The organism is Terrabacter sp. Soil810 (assembly GCF_001429645.1).
Classification (GTDB): domain Bacteria; phylum Actinomycetota; class Actinomycetes; order Actinomycetales; family Dermatophilaceae; genus Terrabacter.
Map to the genome: position 1 here is coordinate 488963 of NZ_LMSW01000011.1, position 17341 is coordinate 506303.

General features: G+C 72.4%; 16 protein-coding genes. 11 read left to right on the forward strand and 5 right to left on the reverse strand.

Annotation, left to right across the window (positions count from 1 at the left end):
* Positions 1-8: 8 nt before the first annotated feature.
* Positions 9-1238 (reverse strand): acetyl-CoA C-acyltransferase, encoded by a 1230-nt coding sequence (locus ASG96_RS08195; protein WP_057587700.1) that lies wholly within the window; start codon positions 1236-1238, stop codon positions 9-11.
* Between the two features lie 159 nt (positions 1239-1397).
* On the opposite strand from ASG96_RS08195, the gene ASG96_RS22620 reads away from it, so the two are divergent.
* From ASG96_RS22620 to ASG96_RS08240, 10 genes are all read left to right on the forward strand, one after another.
* On the forward strand, positions 1398-2485 hold a 1088-nt coding region (locus tag ASG96_RS22620), incomplete at its 3' end, for an acetyl-CoA acetyltransferase (protein ID WP_235509109.1).
* Positions 2486-2663: 178 nt separating this feature from the next.
* On the forward strand, positions 2664-4181 hold the full coding sequence (locus ASG96_RS08200) for a carotenoid oxygenase family protein (RefSeq protein WP_056753133.1): 1518 nt from the start codon (positions 2664-2666) through the stop codon (positions 4179-4181).
* Positions 4165-5169 carry a helix-turn-helix domain-containing protein gene (locus tag ASG96_RS08205; RefSeq protein WP_056753138.1) on the forward strand — a complete coding sequence of 335 codons (1005 nt, stop codon included), beginning with the start codon at positions 4165-4167 and terminating at the stop codon, positions 5167-5169. Before ASG96_RS08200 ends, ASG96_RS08205 begins: the two co-directional genes overlap by 17 nt.
* A 126-nt stretch (positions 5170-5295) precedes the next feature.
* Positions 5296-7071: a class I adenylate-forming enzyme family protein gene (locus ASG96_RS08210; protein WP_057587701.1), complete on the forward strand. Its 1776-nt coding sequence runs from the start codon at positions 5296-5298 to the stop codon at positions 7069-7071.
* Positions 7068-8006 carry a nitronate monooxygenase family protein gene (locus tag ASG96_RS08215; RefSeq protein ID WP_082591689.1) on the forward strand — a complete coding sequence of 313 codons (939 nt, stop codon included), beginning with the start codon at positions 7068-7070 and terminating at the stop codon, positions 8004-8006. The genes ASG96_RS08210 and ASG96_RS08215 overlap by 4 nt, the downstream gene beginning before the upstream one ends.
* A 54-nt stretch (positions 8007-8060) precedes the next feature.
* On the forward strand, positions 8061-8945 hold the full coding sequence (locus tag ASG96_RS08220) for a PD-(D/E)XK nuclease family protein (protein WP_235509110.1): 885 nt from the start codon (positions 8061-8063) through the stop codon (positions 8943-8945).
* Complete coding sequence (locus ASG96_RS08225) at positions 8938-9603, forward strand: maleylpyruvate isomerase N-terminal domain-containing protein (RefSeq protein WP_057587703.1); 666 nt, start codon at positions 8938-8940, stop codon at positions 9601-9603. The genes ASG96_RS08220 and ASG96_RS08225 overlap by 8 nt, the downstream gene beginning before the upstream one ends.
* 340 nt (positions 9604-9943) lie before the next feature.
* Positions 9944-10561: an FkbM family methyltransferase gene (locus ASG96_RS08230; RefSeq protein ID WP_162262031.1), complete on the forward strand. Its 618-nt coding sequence runs from the start codon at positions 9944-9946 to the stop codon at positions 10559-10561.
* Between the two features lie 13 nt (positions 10562-10574).
* A complete protein-coding gene (locus tag ASG96_RS08235) occupies positions 10575-11369 on the forward strand; it encodes a ParA family protein (RefSeq protein WP_056753149.1) in 795 nt (264 codons plus the stop codon).
* 103 nt (positions 11370-11472) lie between these two features.
* Positions 11473-12519, forward strand: coding sequence for an NAD(P)-dependent alcohol dehydrogenase (locus ASG96_RS08240; RefSeq protein WP_057587705.1), 1047 nt, complete (start codon positions 11473-11475; stop codon positions 12517-12519).
* A 106-nt stretch (positions 12520-12625) separates the two neighbouring features.
* On the opposite strand, the gene ASG96_RS08245 is transcribed toward ASG96_RS08240, so the two are convergent.
* On the reverse strand, positions 12626-13225 hold the full coding sequence (locus ASG96_RS08245) for a pyridoxamine 5'-phosphate oxidase family protein (protein WP_057587706.1): 600 nt from the start codon (positions 13223-13225) through the stop codon (positions 12626-12628).
* A 209-nt stretch (positions 13226-13434) separates the two neighbouring features.
* Positions 13435-15285, reverse strand: coding sequence for a DEAD/DEAH box helicase (locus tag ASG96_RS08250; protein WP_057587707.1), 1851 nt, complete (start codon positions 15283-15285; stop codon positions 13435-13437).
* 239 nt (positions 15286-15524) lie between these two features.
* Here ASG96_RS08250 and ASG96_RS08255 point away from each other — a divergent pair, with 239 nt between their 5' ends.
* The gene (locus ASG96_RS08255) at positions 15525-16241 is read left to right on the forward strand and encodes a ferritin-like fold-containing protein (protein WP_057587708.1); all 717 of its coding nucleotides are present in this window, start codon (positions 15525-15527) and stop codon (positions 16239-16241) included.
* A 155-nt stretch (positions 16242-16396) separates the two neighbouring features.
* Here ASG96_RS08255 and ASG96_RS08260 read toward each other — a convergent pair whose 3' ends face one another.
* Together ASG96_RS08260 and ASG96_RS08265 are read right to left on the reverse strand one after the other, a co-directional pair.
* Complete coding sequence (locus ASG96_RS08260) at positions 16397-16660, reverse strand: hypothetical protein (RefSeq protein ID WP_056753163.1); 264 nt, start codon at positions 16658-16660, stop codon at positions 16397-16399.
* A 189-nt stretch (positions 16661-16849) separates the two neighbouring features.
* Positions 16850-17122 carry a GlsB/YeaQ/YmgE family stress response membrane protein gene (locus tag ASG96_RS08265; RefSeq protein ID WP_056753166.1) on the reverse strand — a complete coding sequence of 91 codons (273 nt, stop codon included), beginning with the start codon at positions 17120-17122 and terminating at the stop codon, positions 16850-16852.
* Positions 17123-17341 lie beyond the last annotated feature (219 nt).

Sequence of the window (17341 nt, forward strand, 5' to 3'; positions counted from 1 at the left end):
CCGGTCGCTCAGGAGTCGACGCGTTCGACGAGCACCGCCGTGCCGAGGCCGGCGGCGCCGCTGACGGCAGCGACGCCCCAGCGCCCGCCGCGGCGCTCGAGCTCCTCGACGCACTGGCCGACGAGGATCGCGCCGGTGGCGCCGAAGGCGTGTCCCATGGCGATCGTGCCGCCGTTGGGGTTCATCCGGTCGGGTCCGACGTCGAGGTCGCGGCGGAATCGCAGGCACAGCGCGGCGAAGGCCTCGGCGAACTCGAAGACGTCGATGTCCGCGGGCGACAGGTCGGCCCGAGCGAGAACCTGCTCGACGGCGGACTGTCCTGCCGTGAGCATGACGACGGGGTCCACGGCCGTCGACGCGGCAGCGACGACGCGCGCCCGTGGCGCGAGACCCGTCTCCCGGGCGGCGCGCGCCGACCCGACGAGCAGCAGACAGGCTGCGTCCGCGACGGCGGGGGAGGTGCCCACGGTGTGCAGGTGGTCGATCCGGTCTAGGGGGCGTATGCCGTCCGCCGCCGCGAGCGCGAGGGCGTCCTGGCCGTCGGCCCCCAGCTGCGCGAAGGCGGGTGGCAGGGCTGCGAGCGACGCGGCGGTCGTGTCGGGCCGGACCAGCTCGTCGTGGTCGAGTCCCGGGCCGTCGTCGTCGGCCGGCACCGGGACGAGCGACCGGGCGAGGGCTCCCTCCTCGCGCGCGCGGGCCGCCTTGGTCTGGGTCTCCAGGCCGTAGGCGTCGAGCTCCTCGCGGGTGAAGCCCTCGAGCGTCGCGTTGAGGTCGGCGGCGATCCCCATGTGGACCGAGCCGAGGCGGCGCACGACGGCGGGGTCGGCGTACAGCGCCCCGCGGTCGGCGAACATCGGCACCCGGGAGACGCTCTCGACACCGCCCGCCACGGCCAGGTCGAGGTCTCGGGCGCGCACGCGGGCGGCGGTCTGGCCGACGGCATCGATCCCCGAGGCGCAGAAGCGGTTGAGCGTGACGCCGGGCACGGACGGGCCCCACCCCGCGAGGAGCGATGCCGTCCGCGCGAGGTCGGCGCCCTGCTCGTCCACCTGGGTCGCGCAGCCGAGGGTCACGTCGTCGACGCGCTCGGGGTCGATCCTGGTGCGGTCGACGAGGGCCCGCTGGAGGTGCACGACGAGGTCGATGGCGGTGCGACCGTGGAGTGACCCGCGGCTCGACGCACGGCCCCGCGGCGTGCGGACGACGTCGAGGACGTACGCGTCGCCACCCTCACCCATGCGCCCTCCCGGATCGGTCCTGCCGGGGTCGGCGCGGCCTCTCGGACTCCGGCGCCGGATCGGTCTCATCGCCCCGGCGAGTGACTCTGCTAGTTGTAGTACGGTGCCCGGAGAAGGGCAAGGCGGGCACCGACGGCGGCGTCGGGAGCGGAGGCGGACATGGCGGCCGGCAGCGCGAGCACCTCCCCGACGGGAGTCTGGGTGCTCGGTGGCTCCCAAACGGACTTCGCGCGCCACCTGACCCGCGAGGGTCATGACGTCTCCGACCTCGTCGGCGAGATCGTCGACGGCACCCTCGAGGCGGCCCGCGCCACTGCGGCCGACGTCGAGGTCATCCACGTCGGCAACGCCTTCGGCCAGCTCTTCACCGGACAGGGCCACCTCGGCGCCATGCCGGCGACGGTGCGTCCCGACCTGTGGGGCCTGCCCGCTGCGCGGCACGAGGCCGCCTGTGCGTCCGGCGGTGTGGCCCTGCTCGCGGCCATGGCCGACCTGCGGGCGGGCCACTACGACTGCGCGCTGGTGCTGGGCGTCGAGCTCGAGAAGACCGTGCCCGGGGACGAGGCGGCCACGCATCTCGGCGCGGCCGCCTGGGTGGGCCACGACGGTGAGGGCGCCCGTTTCATGTGGCCCCACGTCTTCAGCGCCATCGCCGACGAGTACGACCGACGCCACGGTCTCGACGACGCGCACCTGCGTGCCATCGCCGCGCTCAACCTCGCCAACGCCCGACGCAACCCCAACGCCCAGACCCGCCGCTGGGACGTGCCCGACCTGAGCGGGCCCGACGCCACCGACGACGTGCTCAACCCCGTCGTCGAGGGCCGGATCCGCCGCTACGACTGCAGCCAGGTCACCGACGGTGCCGCCGGCGTGGTCCTCGTCTCCGACGCGTGGCTGCGCGACCACCCGGGCCGCCGTCCGATCGCCCGCATCGGGGGGTGGGGGCACCGCACCGTCGGCCTCGGACTGCGCCAGAAGCTCGACCGAGACCGCGACGAGCTCTACGTCCTGCCGCACGTGCGTAGCGCCGTGGGCGACGCGTTCGACCGGGCCCACGTCACCCTCGAGGACCTCGACGGCTTCGAGGTGCACGACTGCTTCACCCCGACCGAGTACCTCGCCATCGACCACATCGGGCTCACCGGTCCGGGGGAGTCGTGGAAGGCCGTCGAGGACGGCTCGATCGCCCCGGGTGGGCGCCTGCCGATCAACCCGAGCGGCGGACTCATCGGCGGCGGGGACCCNCCGCATGCTGCTCGACGCGGCCAAGCAGGTCAGCGGCACCGCCGGCGACTACCAGGTCGAGGGTGCCCGCACGTTCGGCACGCTCAACTTCGGTGGCAGCACCGCCACCACCGTCAGCCTCGTCGTCGGCGCTGTCGCCGACTGACGCGGAAACCCCTGCGAGCCAAGGAGACCCGGATGGATGTCGACATCGTCGGTCGGATGCTCTCGACCCTGCCCGCGGACGACGACCACCCCTACCGCACCGGCCCCTGGCAGCCCCAGACGACCGAGTGGCGGGCGGACGACCTCGACGTCGTCGAGGGTGAGGTGCCCACCGACCTCGACGGCGTCTACCTCCGCAACACCGAGAACCCCGTGCACCCGTCGCTCAAGCACTACCACCCGTTCGACGGCGACGGGATGGTCCACGTCGTCGGCTTCCGTGACGGAAAGGCCTTCTACCGCAACCGTTTCGTGCGCACCGACGGGTTCCTGGCCGAGCAGGAGGCCGGGCAGTCCCTCTGGGCCGGCCTCGCCGAGCCGCCCCACCTCTCGCTCCGTGAGGACGGCTGGGGTGCCCGCCGCCAGATGAAGGACGCGTCGTCGACCGACGTCATCGTCCACCGCGGCACCGCGCTGACGAGCTTCTACCAGTGCGGCGACCTCTACCGCGTCGACCCGATGTCGGCCGAGACCCTCGGCAAGGCGACGTGGAACGGCCGTTTCCCCTTCGACTGGGGCGTCTCGGCACACCCCAAGGTCGACGACCGCACGGGTGAGCTCCTCTTCTTCAACTACAGCAAGGAGTCGCCCTACATGCACTACGGCGTCGTCGACGAGGCCGACGACCTCGTCCACTACGTCGACGTGCCGCTGCCCGGACCGCGCCTGCCGCACGACATGGCCTTCACCGAGAACTACGTCGTGCTGGGCGACTTCCCGCTCTTCTGGGAGCCGGAGGCACTCGCCAAGGGCGCCCACGTCGCGCGCTTCCACCGCGACATGCCGAGCCGCTTCGCCGTCATCCCGCGGCGCGGGCAGACGAGCGACATCCGGTGGTTCGAGGCCGACCCGACCTACGTGCTCCACTTCGTCAACGCGTACGAGGAGGGCGACGAGATCGTCCTCGACGGCTTCTTCCAGGGCGACCCCGAGCCGGAGGACAACGGCATGGGCAACCGGTGGGAGCGGGCCTTCCGCTTCCTCGCCCTCGACCGGATGCAGGCGAGGCTGCACCGCTGGCGGCTCAACCTGCGCACCGGCCTGGTCACCGAGTCACCGCTCTCCGACAGCATCACCGAGTTCGGCATGATGAACGGCTCGTATGCCGGCGGGGCCTACCGCTACGCGTACGCCGCGACCGGCAAGCCCGCGTGGTTCCTCTTCGACGGCCTCGTCAAGCACGACCTCCACACGGGCACGGAGGAGCGGTTCGCCTTCGGCGACAACGTCTTCGGCAGCGAGACCGCCATGGCGCCACGGGTCGGCAGCGCCGGTGAGGACGACGGGTACCTCGTGACATTGACGACCGACATGAACGACGACGCGTCGTACTGCGTCGTCCTCGACGCGGCCCGGGTCTCCGACGGGCCCGTGTGCAAGCTCCGGCTGCCCGAGCGGATCTCGAGCGGCACCCACTCGACGTGGGCCCCCGGAGCCGAGCTGCGACGGTGGAGCACCGCGGACACGGCAGCGGATGCGATCGGCCTCTGAGCCGGTGGTCGACGACGTCGACCCCGGCACCGTGCCCACCCGGCTCGCCCCCGGGTCGACCAACGCCATCGGACGCATGCTCGGGCTCCTCGGCGACGAGTGGACCCTGCTCATCCTCCAGCGCGCCCTGCGCGGCACGACCCGCTACGGCCAGTTCCTCGACGAGGTGGCCATCTCCAACGCGGTCCTCACCTCCCGCCTCGCGACCATGGAGCGCGAGGGCCTGCTCCACCGGGTCGTCTACCAGGAGCGGCCCGTCCGGGCCGAGTACGTCCTCACGTCGCGCGGCCGTGGCCTGTGGCCGGTCACGATCGCGATCTGGGACTGGGAGCGTCGGTGGGTGCCGCGCCACGCGGCGACGCTCCCCGCGATGCGGCACGCGCTGTGCGGCCAGAACTTCGCGCCGGTCCTGACCTGCACGGGATGCCGTGACGTGGTGCGGTCCGGCGACGTCCACGCCGAGTGGGGGCCGAGCGGCACGTGGGAGCGGTCCGTCCCGGAGTCGACGACGCGGCGGCGGTCCGACCCGGGCGCCGACCGGTCCTCGGCGGGTCTCTTCCCCGAGACGATGGCGATCTTCGGCAACCGCTGGTCCTCGGCCCTCATCGGTGCCTCCCTGCGGGGACTGACCCGCTTCGGCGACTTCGAGGAGGCGCTGGGGGCACCGCCCAGCCTCGTCGCCGAGCGGCTCCGCGCGTTCTGCGACATCGGCGTGCTCGAGGCCAGGGGGCGTCGCGCGGGCGGCGGCGACGGCCGCGCCGAGTACCACCTGACCGAGAAGGGCCACGCCTTCTACCCGGTCGTCGCCGTGGCGATCGACTGGGCGCACCACTGGTATGCCGCGCCGGAGGGACCTGCGCTCGTCCAGCAGCACGTGCCGTGCGGGGCTGCCCTCGCCGTCGCGCTCGCCTGTGACCAGTGCTCGGCCGACCTCCACGGCAGCGACATCGAGGTCGTGCCACGCGCGGCCCGCAGGGCGGCCCGCTAGGCGGTCCGTCACCCACCGAACCCGAAAGACCCACAGCACCACAGGAACTCACACCGCAGCCCCACCCCGCAGCCCCACACCGCAGAGACCACGCACCTCATGCCGAACACGAAGGAGTGCCGAGCCATGGCGAACGCACGCGGACTGCACGCGCCGGAGAAGGTCGCCGACTACCGCGCCAGGGGCTGGTGGGGGGAGGAGACGCTCGACGGGATCTTCGCCGACCGGGTGCGCGCCCGCGGCGACGCGCTCGCCGTCGTCGACCCCGCCAACCGGCAGGCCCTTCTCGGCTCGGCAGCGCGACGGCTGACGTGGCGCGAGCTCGACGGCGAGGTCACCGCCCTTGCCGCACGCCTGCTGTCGCTCGGTGTCGGGCGCGGCGACGTGATCGGCGTCCAGCTCGCCAACTCGGTCGAGCTCGTCGAGGTCTACCTCGCGGCCTGGCGCCTCGGTGTCGTCGTGTCGCCGCTGCCCGTGCAGCTGCGCGAGCGCGAGGTCGCCGCCATGTGTGGGAGAGCCGGCGTCACGGCATACCTCAGCAGCGCCCGGTTCGGCGACCGCACCCTGGCGGCAGACGCAGCCACGACGCTCGGCGACGTGCCGTCCGTGCGTGCCGTCATCGCGTACGGCCCGGAGGAGGAGACGGCGGACGTGCCCATCGGCGTCCGCGTCTGGCACCCGAGCACCGCGACGGACGCCGAGCGCGAGGCCGTGGAGGCGTATGCCGCTGCCGACCCCAACGAGGCCAACGACGCCGTGACGATCTGCTGGACGTCGGGCACCGAGAGCGCGCCCAAGGGCGTGCCGCGCTGTCACATGGACTGGCTCGCCGTCGGTGTCGCGACGACCGAGGCGCCCCAGGTCGGGGTCGACGACGTGCTGCTCAACCCCTTCCCGATGATCAACATGGCGGGCATCAGCGGGATGTTCCTGCCGTGGCTGCTCACCGGCTGCGTGCTCGTGCAGCACCACCCCTTCGACCTCCCGACGTTCCTCGGGCAGGTCGCCCTCGAGCGTGCGACCTACACGTGCGCGCCGCCGGCCCTGCTCTGGATGCTGCTCGGCAACGAGGAGCTCATGGCGACCGTCGACGTCAGCAGCCTGACGCGCATCGGCTCGGGGTCGGCGCCCCTCCAGCCGGCGATGGTGCGCGGCTGGCAGGAGCGGCACGGCATCAGCGTCATCAACTTCTTCGGCTCCAACGAGGGGATCGGGCTGCTGTCGAGTCCGGTCGACTTCCCCGACCCCGACGACCGTGCGCAGTTCTTCCCGCGGTTCGGGGCCCCCGGTGTCACGTGGTCGACCCGCGCCGGTGAGTGGACCGACACCCGGCTCGTCGACATCGTGACGGGCGAGGACGTGAGCGAGCCCGGTCACCCCGGGGAGCTGCACATCAGCGGGCCGAGCGTCTTCGCCGGCTACCTCCACGGCGAGGAGCTGCCGAGCCCCTTCGACGACCGCGGCTACCTGCGCACCGGCGACCTCTTCGAGATCGCCGGCGACCGCGGGCAGTACCTCCGCTACCTCGACCGGGCGCGCGACCAGGTGATCCGCGGCGGCATGAACATCGCCCCGGCCGAGCTCGAGGGGCTCATCGCCGACCACCCGGCCGTCGCCGACGTCGCCGTCATCGGCGACCCGGACGAGCGCCTGGGCGAGCGGGTCGCGGCCGTCGTCGTGCTGCGGCCCGGCGAGTCGCTGACCCTCGACGAGCTCGTCGCCTGGCTCCGGGAGCGTCGTATCGCCTCGTTCAAGCTGCCCGAGCGGCTCGAGGTGCGGGACGAGCTGCCGCGCAACCCGGTCGGCAAGGTGCTCAAGCGCCTGCTGCGCCGGCCGGACGCGCCCACGGTCCGCGAGGTGCCCGAGGGTTCGGGAGCCGGTACGCCCGAGGCGACCGGGTGACGCCGCACGAGCTGCTCGCGGCGCTCCGCCTTCCGGTCGTGGCGGCGCCGATGTTCCTCGTGTCCGGGCCCGAGCTCGTCGTCGCCGCGGCGCGCGCCGGGATCCTCGGCGCGTTCCCGACGCAGAACTGTCGCACGCCCGAGCAGCTCGACGACTGGCTCGGGGCCATCGGGTCGGGCGTCGGGGAGGCGCCGTGGGCGGTCAACCTCGTCACGCACCGCAGCAACACGCGGCTGGCCACCGACCTCGCCCTCGTCGCGGCGCACCGACCGCCCGTCGTCATCACGGCCCTCGGTTCGCCCAGACCGGTCATGGAGGTCGTCCAGGGCTACGGTGGGCTCGTCGTGGCCGACGTCATCGACCTCGTCCTCGCCCGCAAGGCGATCGCCGCCGGCGTCGACGGGCTCGCATGCATCAGCGCGGGCGCCGGCGGCCACACGGGGCACCTGTCCCCGTTCGCGTTCGTCTCGGCGGTCCGAGACCTCTTCGACGGTCTCGTCACCGTGGGCGGAGGCATCGCGGACGGCGCCGGCGTCGCGGGGGCCGTGGCCGCCGGCGCCGACCTCGTCTACATGGGCACCCGCTTCCTCGCGACGACCGAGAGCCGGGCCGCCGAGGACTACAAGCAGATGGTCGTCGCGCACGGGCCCGACGACCTCGTCGTCAGCGACGGCATCACCGGGGCCGACGCGTCCTGGCTGCGACCCAGCCTCCAGGCGCACGGCCTCGACCCCGACGACCTCGTGCACGACGGGGTCCGCAGCTATGACGTGGCCGAGTCCCCGGCCAAGCGATGGGCGCAGCTGTGGGCGGCCGGACAGGGGCTCGCGAGCATCCGGGCGGTGGAGCCGGTCGCGACGGTGGTGGAGCAGCTGGAGCGTGAGTTCCGGTCCGCTGCGGCACGCCTCGACCGCGTCGCCTCCCGCTCCCACTGAGCGGGGTGGGGATGTCGTCGGGTGGATGTCGCGGGCGGGTCGTAGGGTGTCGGCGTGACGACGGGACCGGCTGAGCAGACGACCTTTGCGGGCATGCCCACGCCGCTCTACTCCGGCTCGCCCTCCCGGCTGCTCGCGTGGCTCGACTGCCCGCGCCGCTACCGCATGCAGTACCTCGACCGTCCACGACCGCAGGCCCGCCCGCAGCGCGCGCACACCTCGGTCGGCATCGCGACCCACAACGCCCTCCGCGACTTCTGGGACCTCCCGGCGGCCCGGCGCACGCCCGCCGGCGTCGCCGAGCTCGTCCGTTCGTCGTGGATCGACGTCGGCTTCCGCGACCCCGAGCAGTCCGCTGCGTGGCGCCTCCGGGTGCGTGACGCCGTCACCGAGTACCTCCGCGTGAGCGACCGCGACCACCAGCCCGTCGGCATCGAGCGCAGCGTCTCGCTCAAGACCGACGAGGTCGCCATCACCGGCCGCATCGACCGCCTCGACGACCGCCAGGGCGAGCTCGTCGTCGTCGACTACAAGACGGGCCGCCAGGTGCCCACCGACGACGACGCGCGCACGTCGCTCCCGCTCGCGCTGTATGCCGTCGCGGCCTCCCGGATGTTCCGCCGGCCCTGCCACCGGGTCGAGCTGCACCACGTGCCCTCCGGCACGATCGCCTCCCACGAGCACACCGACGAGTCGCTGGCGCGAAAGGTCGCCGAGGCCGAGTCGATCGCCTCCGACCTGCGCCGCGCCGACGCCGAGTTCAAGGAGGTCGGCGTCGAGTCGACCCGCTTCGCGCCCCGCACCTCGGCGATCTGCTCGTGGTGCGACTTCCGGGCGCACTGCCCCGAGGGCCAGCAGATGGGCCCCGAGAAGTCCGACTGGGCCGGCCTCGAGCCCGCCGGCTACGAGACCACCCCACCGGAGCGCGACGATGCCTGAGCCCACCACCCGGACCACACCCGAGCGCGACCTGCGGCCGGCGTTCCTCGCGGCAGCCGACCACGTCGTCGCCATCGTCTCGCGCGACGACGTCGCCGCCGCCTGGCTCCAGCCCAGCGCCCTGCCCGCGTGGAGCGTCGGTGGGCTCGTCGCCCACCTCGCGAGCCAACCCGTCACGGCCCTCGACCTGCTGCGCGGCGAGCCCGCGACCGACGCCATCGCGCTCGACGAGCACTATGCGAGGTCGGCGTGGGTGTCGGGCGGCCTCGACGACGACGTCAACGTGTCCATCCGGTCCGGCAGCGACGCGCAGGCGGAGGCCGGACGAGACGCCGTCCTCGCGCGGGTCGTCGCGGCGCGGGCCGAGCTGCCCGGCGTGTTCGCCGACCAGCACGCCGACCGGGCCGTGCTCATCCCGTGGACCGGCTGGGCGCTGCAGCGGGACGACTTCCTCACCGGCCGCATGATGGAGATCGTCGTCCACGGCGAGGACGTCGCCGCGAGCGTCGGCTTCACCTCACCGCCTCTGCCCGACGACGTGCTCGCCCCGGTCGTCGCGCTGCTGATCCGGCTCGCCGTGCGCCGCCACGGTCAGGGCGCGGTCGTGTCGGCACTCACCCGCACCGAGCGCGCCCCGCGGACGATCTCGGCCTTCTGACCTCGTTGCAGGTGGTCCGATCGGGAGCGTCGAAGATCTTGCGCCCACCGACCCCGTACGTCGCTACCGTCGTGGAATGCCAGACCTGTCGTCGATCCGCAGGGCCTACGGACGTGACGGGCTGACGGGCGTCCTGACGGCCACGTGGGGGTGGGCGTCGCGCCTCGTGCGCTCAGGCAGAGCCTCGCCCGCGGCGCCGGCACGTTCTGCCCCTTCTGCCCCTTCGGTCGGGTTGAAGCCTGGTGCGGCGGCCGCTCTCACGGCACAGACTGTCGACCTGGACCGGGCCAACGCGTTCTTCGAGAAGAGACGCGCCGGCTATGAGACCTTGGCGGACGCCGTGTCGGCTTACCTACCGACCGACGGCGTGCTCTTCGATGTCGGAGCCAATGTGGGCTTCTTCACGAAGGTGTTGGTCGAGCGAACCGGCTTCTCGGGTCGGGCTCACCTGTTTGAGCCTGTTCCCAACCTGGCCGAGCTCTGTGCCCTGACAGCGGACGAGCTGTCGTGCGAAGCGACCGTCCACGGTGTCGGCCTGAGCGACGCCGACTCGCACCTCGAGATCTTCGTCTCGAGCGACGGCAACCTCGGCTGGAACACCATGGTCGAGCAGAAGGCCCGCGGCAAGGCCATGATCCCGGTCGACATCGAGGTCGCCCGGTTCGACGGTCTCGCGATCACGGAGGTGCCCGACCTGGTCAAGATCGACGTCGAAGGTGCGGAGTACCTCGTGCTCGAGGGGATGCTGCCGTCCATCGCGCTGTGGTCACCACTGCCGGTCATCCTCTGCGAGATCGGTTGGGGTGCCGGGCACCCGGAGTGGCCGCAGGAGCTGGCAGCCTTCGACGCGCTGAGGGCGCTCGGCTACGAGACCACCCTCGTGAACGGCGACCGGGTGGACGTCCGCGACCTTCGGAGCACGACGGACGTCCTGTTCATCCCGGGCCCCCGCGCCTGACACACTGTCGGGCATGGCGACCCGCAGCCGCAGCAGCGACGTGAAGAGAGCTCCGACCGTCGTGGCACTGGCCAACCAGAAGGGCGGCGTCGCCAAGACGACGTCGGTCGCGAGCATCGGTGCCGCGCTCGCCGAGCTCGGCCGGCGGGTCCTGCTCGTCGACCTCGACCCGCAGGCCTGCCTCACCTTCTCCCTCGGCGTCGACCCCGACACCGTCGAGCGGTCGATCCACGACGTCCTCACCGGCTCCGCCGAGATCGGCGACGTCGTCGTCACCTGCGAGGAGGGGCTCGACCTCGTGCCGTCGGCCATCGACCTCGCCGGCGCCGAGGCCATGCTCCTGCCGCGTCCCGGCCGCGAGTACGTCCTGCGCTCGGCCCTCGAAGGCGTTGACACGGCATACGACGTCGTGCTCCTCGACTGCTCGCCGAGCCTCGGGGTGCTGACGCTCAACGCGCTCACCGCGGCCGACGCCCTCATCATCCCGATGCCGTGCGAGATGCTCAGCCACCGCGGCGTCGGGCAGCTGCTCGACACCGTCGCCGACGTGCAGAAGATCCTCAACCGGGACCTCGAGGTGTGGGGGATCCTGCCGACCCTCTTCGACGGACGCAGCAACCACGCCCGCGAGGTGCTCGCCGACGTCGGGGAGCGCTACGACCTGCCGGTCCTCGAGCCGCCGATCCCCAAGACGGTGCGCTTCGCCGAGGCCCCGGCCGTCGGTCGCTCGATCCTCTCGACGGCCCGCACGTCCAAGGGCGCCCAGGCCTACCGCGACGTCGCGACGTCGCTGCTCGAGAGGCTCTGACGCGGGTCCCAGAGGTTCGACCCGACTCGCCGACGGGGAATGAACCGTGGTGAGGCTGCGCTGCACCCGAGAGCGTCGCCACCCACCACGAAGGAGAAACCCGTTGATTTCCACCTCCGCCCTGGTCGCACCGAGCGCCGGAGCCGCCTTCGAGGCCGGGACCGTCGAGCACCGCGACCTGCGTGACGACGACGTCCTCATCGACATCAGGTTCGCGGGCATCTGCCACAGCGACATCCACCAGGTCCGCGAGGAGTGGGGCAGCGCGATCTTTCCCATGGTCCCCGGCCACGAGATCGCCGGTGTCGTGTCGGCCGTCGGCGACGGCGTGACGAAGTACCAGGTCGGCGACCGCGTCGGCGTGGGCTGCATGGTCGACTCCTGCGGCGAGTGCGAGTTCTGCAAGAACGGCGAGGAGCAGTTCTGCTCCCAGGGCGCCGTCATGACCTACAACGGCAAGGGCTACGACGGCGAGCCGACCAAGGGTGGCTACGCCCAGCAGGTCGTCGTCTCCGAGCGCTTCGCCGTCGGTATCCCCGACGGCATCGAGCTCGACGTCGCGGCGCCGCTGCTGTGCGCCGGCATCACCGTGTGGTCGCCGCTCAAGCGCTGGGGGGCCGGCCCGGGCAAGAAGGTCGCCGTCATCGGTCTCGGCGGTCTGGGCCACATGGCCGTCAAGCTCGCCGCCGCGATGGGTGCCGAGGTCAGCGTGCTGAGCCGCACCGACGCCAAGAAGGGCGACGGCGAGGCCCTCGGCGCCACGAGCTACCACGCCACCGGTGACGAGGGTGTCCTGACGAGCCTCAAGGGCAGCTTCGACATCATCATCAACACGGTCAGCGCGGACCTGCCCATGCAGACCTACATCGGCCTGCTGCGGCCCCTCGGCGTCATCGCGAACGTCGGACTCCCCACGGGCAACTACGACTTCGCCCCCGGCGCCGTCGTCGGCGGCAGCCGTGTCGTGGCCGGCTCGAACATCGGCGGCATCCCCGCCACGGCCGAGATGCTGGCCTTCTGCGCCGAGCACCGCATCGGCGCGACGATCGAGAAGATCTCGGCCGACGAGGTCGACGCGGCCTACGAGCGCGTCGTCGCCGGCGACGTGCGCTACCGCTTCGTCATCGACACCGCGACGATCAACGCCTGATCTCCCCAAGGCCTGACAGACCACCGCCCCCGCCGCAACACACCGTGTAGGTCACAACACCCCGGGATCCGATCCCGGGGTGTTGTGACCTACACGGTGTGTTGCGTCAGCTCGGGGCGGGGGCGGGGGCGGGGGCGGGGGCGGGGGCGGGGGCGGGCGTGGACGGGTCGAGAGCCGGGAGGCCGTCGATGGACGTGGCGTTCTTCTCGGCGCGGTAGGTCGCCAGGCCCTCGTCGCCGCGGTTGCCCGCCCACCGGGTCAGCAGGTCGCGGTCACCCTCGTGGCTCATGAAGGGGACGGCGTACCCGCACGAGTCGGAGACGCGCTCGACGTCGACGACCACGACACCTCTGGCGCCGGCGTGGTCGGCGAAGAGCGCGCGGTACGCGTCGAACCCGGCCTCACCGAGCGCGACGTAGCGCCCGGTCCCGTGCAGCCGCACGATGTTCGGCGGGCCCTCGAAGGCGCAGAACATCACGGTGATGCGACCGTTCTCCCGCAGGTGCGCGACCGTCTCGGAGCCGCTGCCCGTGAGGTCGAGGTAGGCGACCTCGTGCTCGCCGAGCACGACGAAGGTGCCGTCGAGGCCCTTGGGGGAGAGGTTGACGTGACCGTCGGCGGCGAGCGGCGCCGTCGCCACGAAGAAGAGGTGCTGCGACTCGATGAAGGCGCGCAGGCGCTCGTCGATGCCGTCGTGGAGCTTCATGGTGGTGGCCTCCCTCGGTGCTGCCTTCTCCCACCAGCGTAGGAGCGTGCCGCCGCACAGCCACGGGCCGACCGCACCGTGGACCGGGTCGGCGTGGCCGACTCGTGGGGGACGTGCGAAGGCCCGGGCGGGACACCGTGTGGTGTCGACCGCCCGGGCCCCTCACGTGTTGCGTGCGACGTCAGCCGAGGCGGCTCGACGTCGCGGCGTCACTCGGCCGCAGTGGTCGCGGGCGCGGCCTCGCCACGTGCGGCGCCGCCCCGACCGGCCCCGCCCCGACGGCGACGGCGCGGCGGACGCGACCCGCCCTCGGCGGCGTCGGACTGTCCGTCGGACCCGGCGTCGGACCCGCTGCCGGCGGGAGCCGACGACTCGGTGCCGGCGCCCGCGGCCCCGGCACCACGCGTACGACGGCGGTTGCGGCTGCGACGGGGACGGCTCTCGCCGGCCTCGGCGGTGGAGTCGCCGGAGTCGCCGGAGTCGCCGGAGTCGGACGACCCGCCCGCGTCGGCGTCGCCACGGGTCCGGTCGGAACGCGAACGCCCACGCTCGCCGCCACGGTCGCGGTCGCCGCCACGGTCACGGTCGCCACGACCCGGGCCGGAACCGGCGCCGGACTTGCCGTGGCGCTTGCCGGTTTCGCCGAGGTCCTCGATCTCCTCGGCGCCGAGGCCCGCGAGCTTCTGCTGCGAGCGACGCAGGCGACCCTTGGCGTCGGTCGGGATGTCGAGGTCGGTGTAGAGGTGGTCGGAGCTCGAGTAGGTCTCCTGCGGCTCGGGGATCCCGAGGTCGAGCGTCTTGTTGATGAGCGCCCAGCGGTGGAGGTCGTCCCAGTCGACGAAGGTCACCGCGACACCGGTGTTGCCGGCTCGGGCCGTGCGGCCGATGCGGTGCAGGTAGGTCTTCTCGTCCTCGGGGCACTGGTAGTTGATGACGTGCGTGACGTTCTCGACGTCGATGCCGCGGGCCGCGACGTCGGTCGCGACGAGGATGTCGACCTTGCCGTTGCGGAAGGCCCGCAGCGCCTGCTCACGGGCGCCCTGGCCGAGGTCGCCGTGGATCGCGGCGGCCGCGAAGCCCCGCTCGACGAGCTCGTCGGAGACCTTGGCGGCGGTGCGCTTGGTGCGGCTGAAGATGATCGTCAGGCCACGGCCGGTGGCCTGCAGCATGCGCGAGAGCATCTCGACCTTGTCCATGGCGTGCGCGCGGTAGACGAACTGCTCGACCGCCTTGACGGTGTGCGCGTTCTCGGTGTCGTCGCCCATCGCGCGGATGTGCGTCGGCTGCGTCATGTAGCGGCGGGCGAGGGCCACGATGGCGCCCGGCATCGTCGCCGAGAAGAGCATCGTCTGGCGCGACGCCGGCGTCAGGGACATGAGGGTCTCGACGTCGGGCAGGAAGCCCAGGTCGAGCATCTCGTCAGCCTCGTCGAGCACGACCGTGCGCGCCTGCGACAGGTCGAGGTGGCCCTGCTTGGCCAGGTCGATGAGGCGGCCGGGCGTGCCGACGACGACCTCGACGCCGTTCTTGAGGGCCTCGATCTGCGGCTCGTAGGCGCGCCCGCCGTAGACGGTGAGCACGCGGACGCCGCGCTTGCGACCGGCCCGCTGGAGGTCGCTCGCGACCTGCACGGCGAGCTCGCGCGTCGGGGCCACGGCGAGGGCCTGCGGCTTGCCGGGACGGGCCTGCTCGTCGAAGCCGGCGTCGCCGGGGGCGAGCACCCGGTTGAGGATCGGCACGCCGAACCCGAGCGTCTTGCCGGTGCCGGTCTTGGCCTGGCCGATGATGTCGTGGCCGCCCAGGGCGACGGGCAGGGTCATGGCCTGGATGGGGAAGGGGTGGACGATGCCGTGCTCGGCGAGCGAGGCGACGATGTCGGGGTGGACGTCGAAGTCGGCGAAGGTCAGCTCGGGGGCGACCGGCTCGGCGGCCGGCTCGGCCACCTCGGTCTGCTCCGCCGGGGCCTCGGGAGTCGTCGGCTCGACCGTCTCGGCGACGGTGGGCTCGGGCGCGTCCGTGGCAACCCCCGCGTCGGCGGGGGTCTCGTGGGGCTGGGTCATGGGCATCTCTCGATCGGCACGAGCACCCCGACGGTGCGGGAGCTCAGTGGCGCGTGACGGGCCGATCGGAGACTGTCAGGGACGGTGGGTGGCTCTCGCGCTGTGCGGGCTCCACCGGTGCGCGGAGACTCCGCGAGCACCATCTGGGCAAACCATCGGGCCGACCGGGCACCGAGTTGTCAAGCCCAGTCTACCGGCATGCGGGCAGAACGCCCGAACTCGTTCACTAGATTGGGCGCATGAGCGACGACGCGACGCCCGGACCCTCCGTCGACCTGGCGGGTGAGAGCGCCGACGAGCCCCGCTACCTCGCCGCCGTCACCGACCTGCTCGGGGCGCTGGCGTACGGCGAGCTGCGTGCGTTCAGCCAGCTCGCCAAGGACGCCGAGCTCGCACCGACGCTGCACCACAAGTCGGCACTCGCGGTCCTCGCCGCCCACGAGCTGAAGAACTACTCGGTGCTCACCGAGCGCCTCCAGTCCCTCGGCGTCGAGCCGGAGACGGCCATGGAGCCGTTCGTGGCTGCCGTCGATGCCTTCCACGAGCGCACGGCCGCGTCCGACTTCCTCGAAGGCCTCGTCAAGGCCTACGTCGGTGAGGGCATCGCCCAGGACTTCTACCGGGAGATCTCGCGCTACGTCGACGAGGACACGCGGGCGCTCGTCGTCAGCGTCCTCGAGGACACGGGGCAGGCCGAGTTCGCGGTCACCGTCGTGCGCGAGGCGATCGCCGCGGACCCGCGCCTCGCCGGCCGGCTGGCGCTCTGGGGGCGCCGCCTCGTCGGCGAGGCGATCACCCAGGCCCAGCGGGTCGGTGTCGAGCGCGACGCGCTCGCGAGCATCCTCGTCGGCGCACCGGGCCGGGCCGGCGCCGACCTCGCAGAGCTCGGCCGCATGTTCGCCCGCCTCACCGACGAGCACTCCCGCCGCATGGAGCGCCTCGGCCTCTCGGCCTGAGCGGGCGTATGCCGCCCTCCCGGCCGATGCGTGAGTGCACCCGTCCAAGGGGGCGGGGGAGACGGCATACGAAACCAGCGTGGGCAGCGACGGGTGCACCGGACACGCCGAAGGGCCCGACCGCATGCGGTCGGGCCCTTCGGTCGCAGGGTCGGTCAGACCGACTTGCTGGTCATCCGGCCGTAGAGCACGATGATGAGCGCGGCGACGATGGCGCCGAGGATCAGCGGGATCCAGGCGATACCCGAGCTGTTCGAGTAGCCGAGCTGGCGCACGACGAACGTCACGACGACGTTGGCGACGATGCCGATGAGGATCGTCATGACGAGCGAGATGTTCTGCTTGCCCGGCAGGATGAGGCGGCCGAGGGCACCGATGATGGCACCCACGATGATGGCCCCGATGATTGTTCCGATCATGTGACGCTCCTTCTGGCCGCCGTTCGGACGGCCTCTTGGTCCGCGAGGGGTGCGGACAACACATGCGACGAGATCAATGTCCCACCGCGTGGGGCTGGTGTGGTGGATGTGGCGCGTGCCATTTCCACCGGGTTTCGCCCGCGAGGGGACGAAGGTGACGAGACCTCCGTCGGAGGCTCGTCGGGAGCGTCAGCGCGTCTGGCGGTTGCCGGTGACCATGCCGTAGCCGACGATGAGCGCGGCGGCGACGACGACACCGATGAGGCCGGAGATCCAGTCGATCCCCTTGGTGTCACTGACGCCCGTGGCCTTGTAGTAGATGAACGCGCCGATGAGTGAGCCGACGGCGCCGAGGACCACGGTGAGCAGGACGCTCATGTGCTGCTTGCCGGGGAGCACAAACCGGGCGAGCGGTCCCACGATCGCACCCGCGACGAGGGCGGCAAGGATGGTTCCGATCATGTCTACGCTTCCTCCTTCGAGCCCGCTGCGCGGGCGGCGACGACCGGGCGTTCCCGGCTCGTTCCTCCACCTTGTACCCGCATGACGGCCTCGGGCCACACCCGCGTCGGCCGGCCTCGCGTGCGGGTGGGAGCGGAGGCATGACGAAGGCCGCCGACCGTGTCGGTCGGCGGCCTCCGTCAGCCCGTGTCACTCGTGGTCAGTCGGCGGTGATGCCGT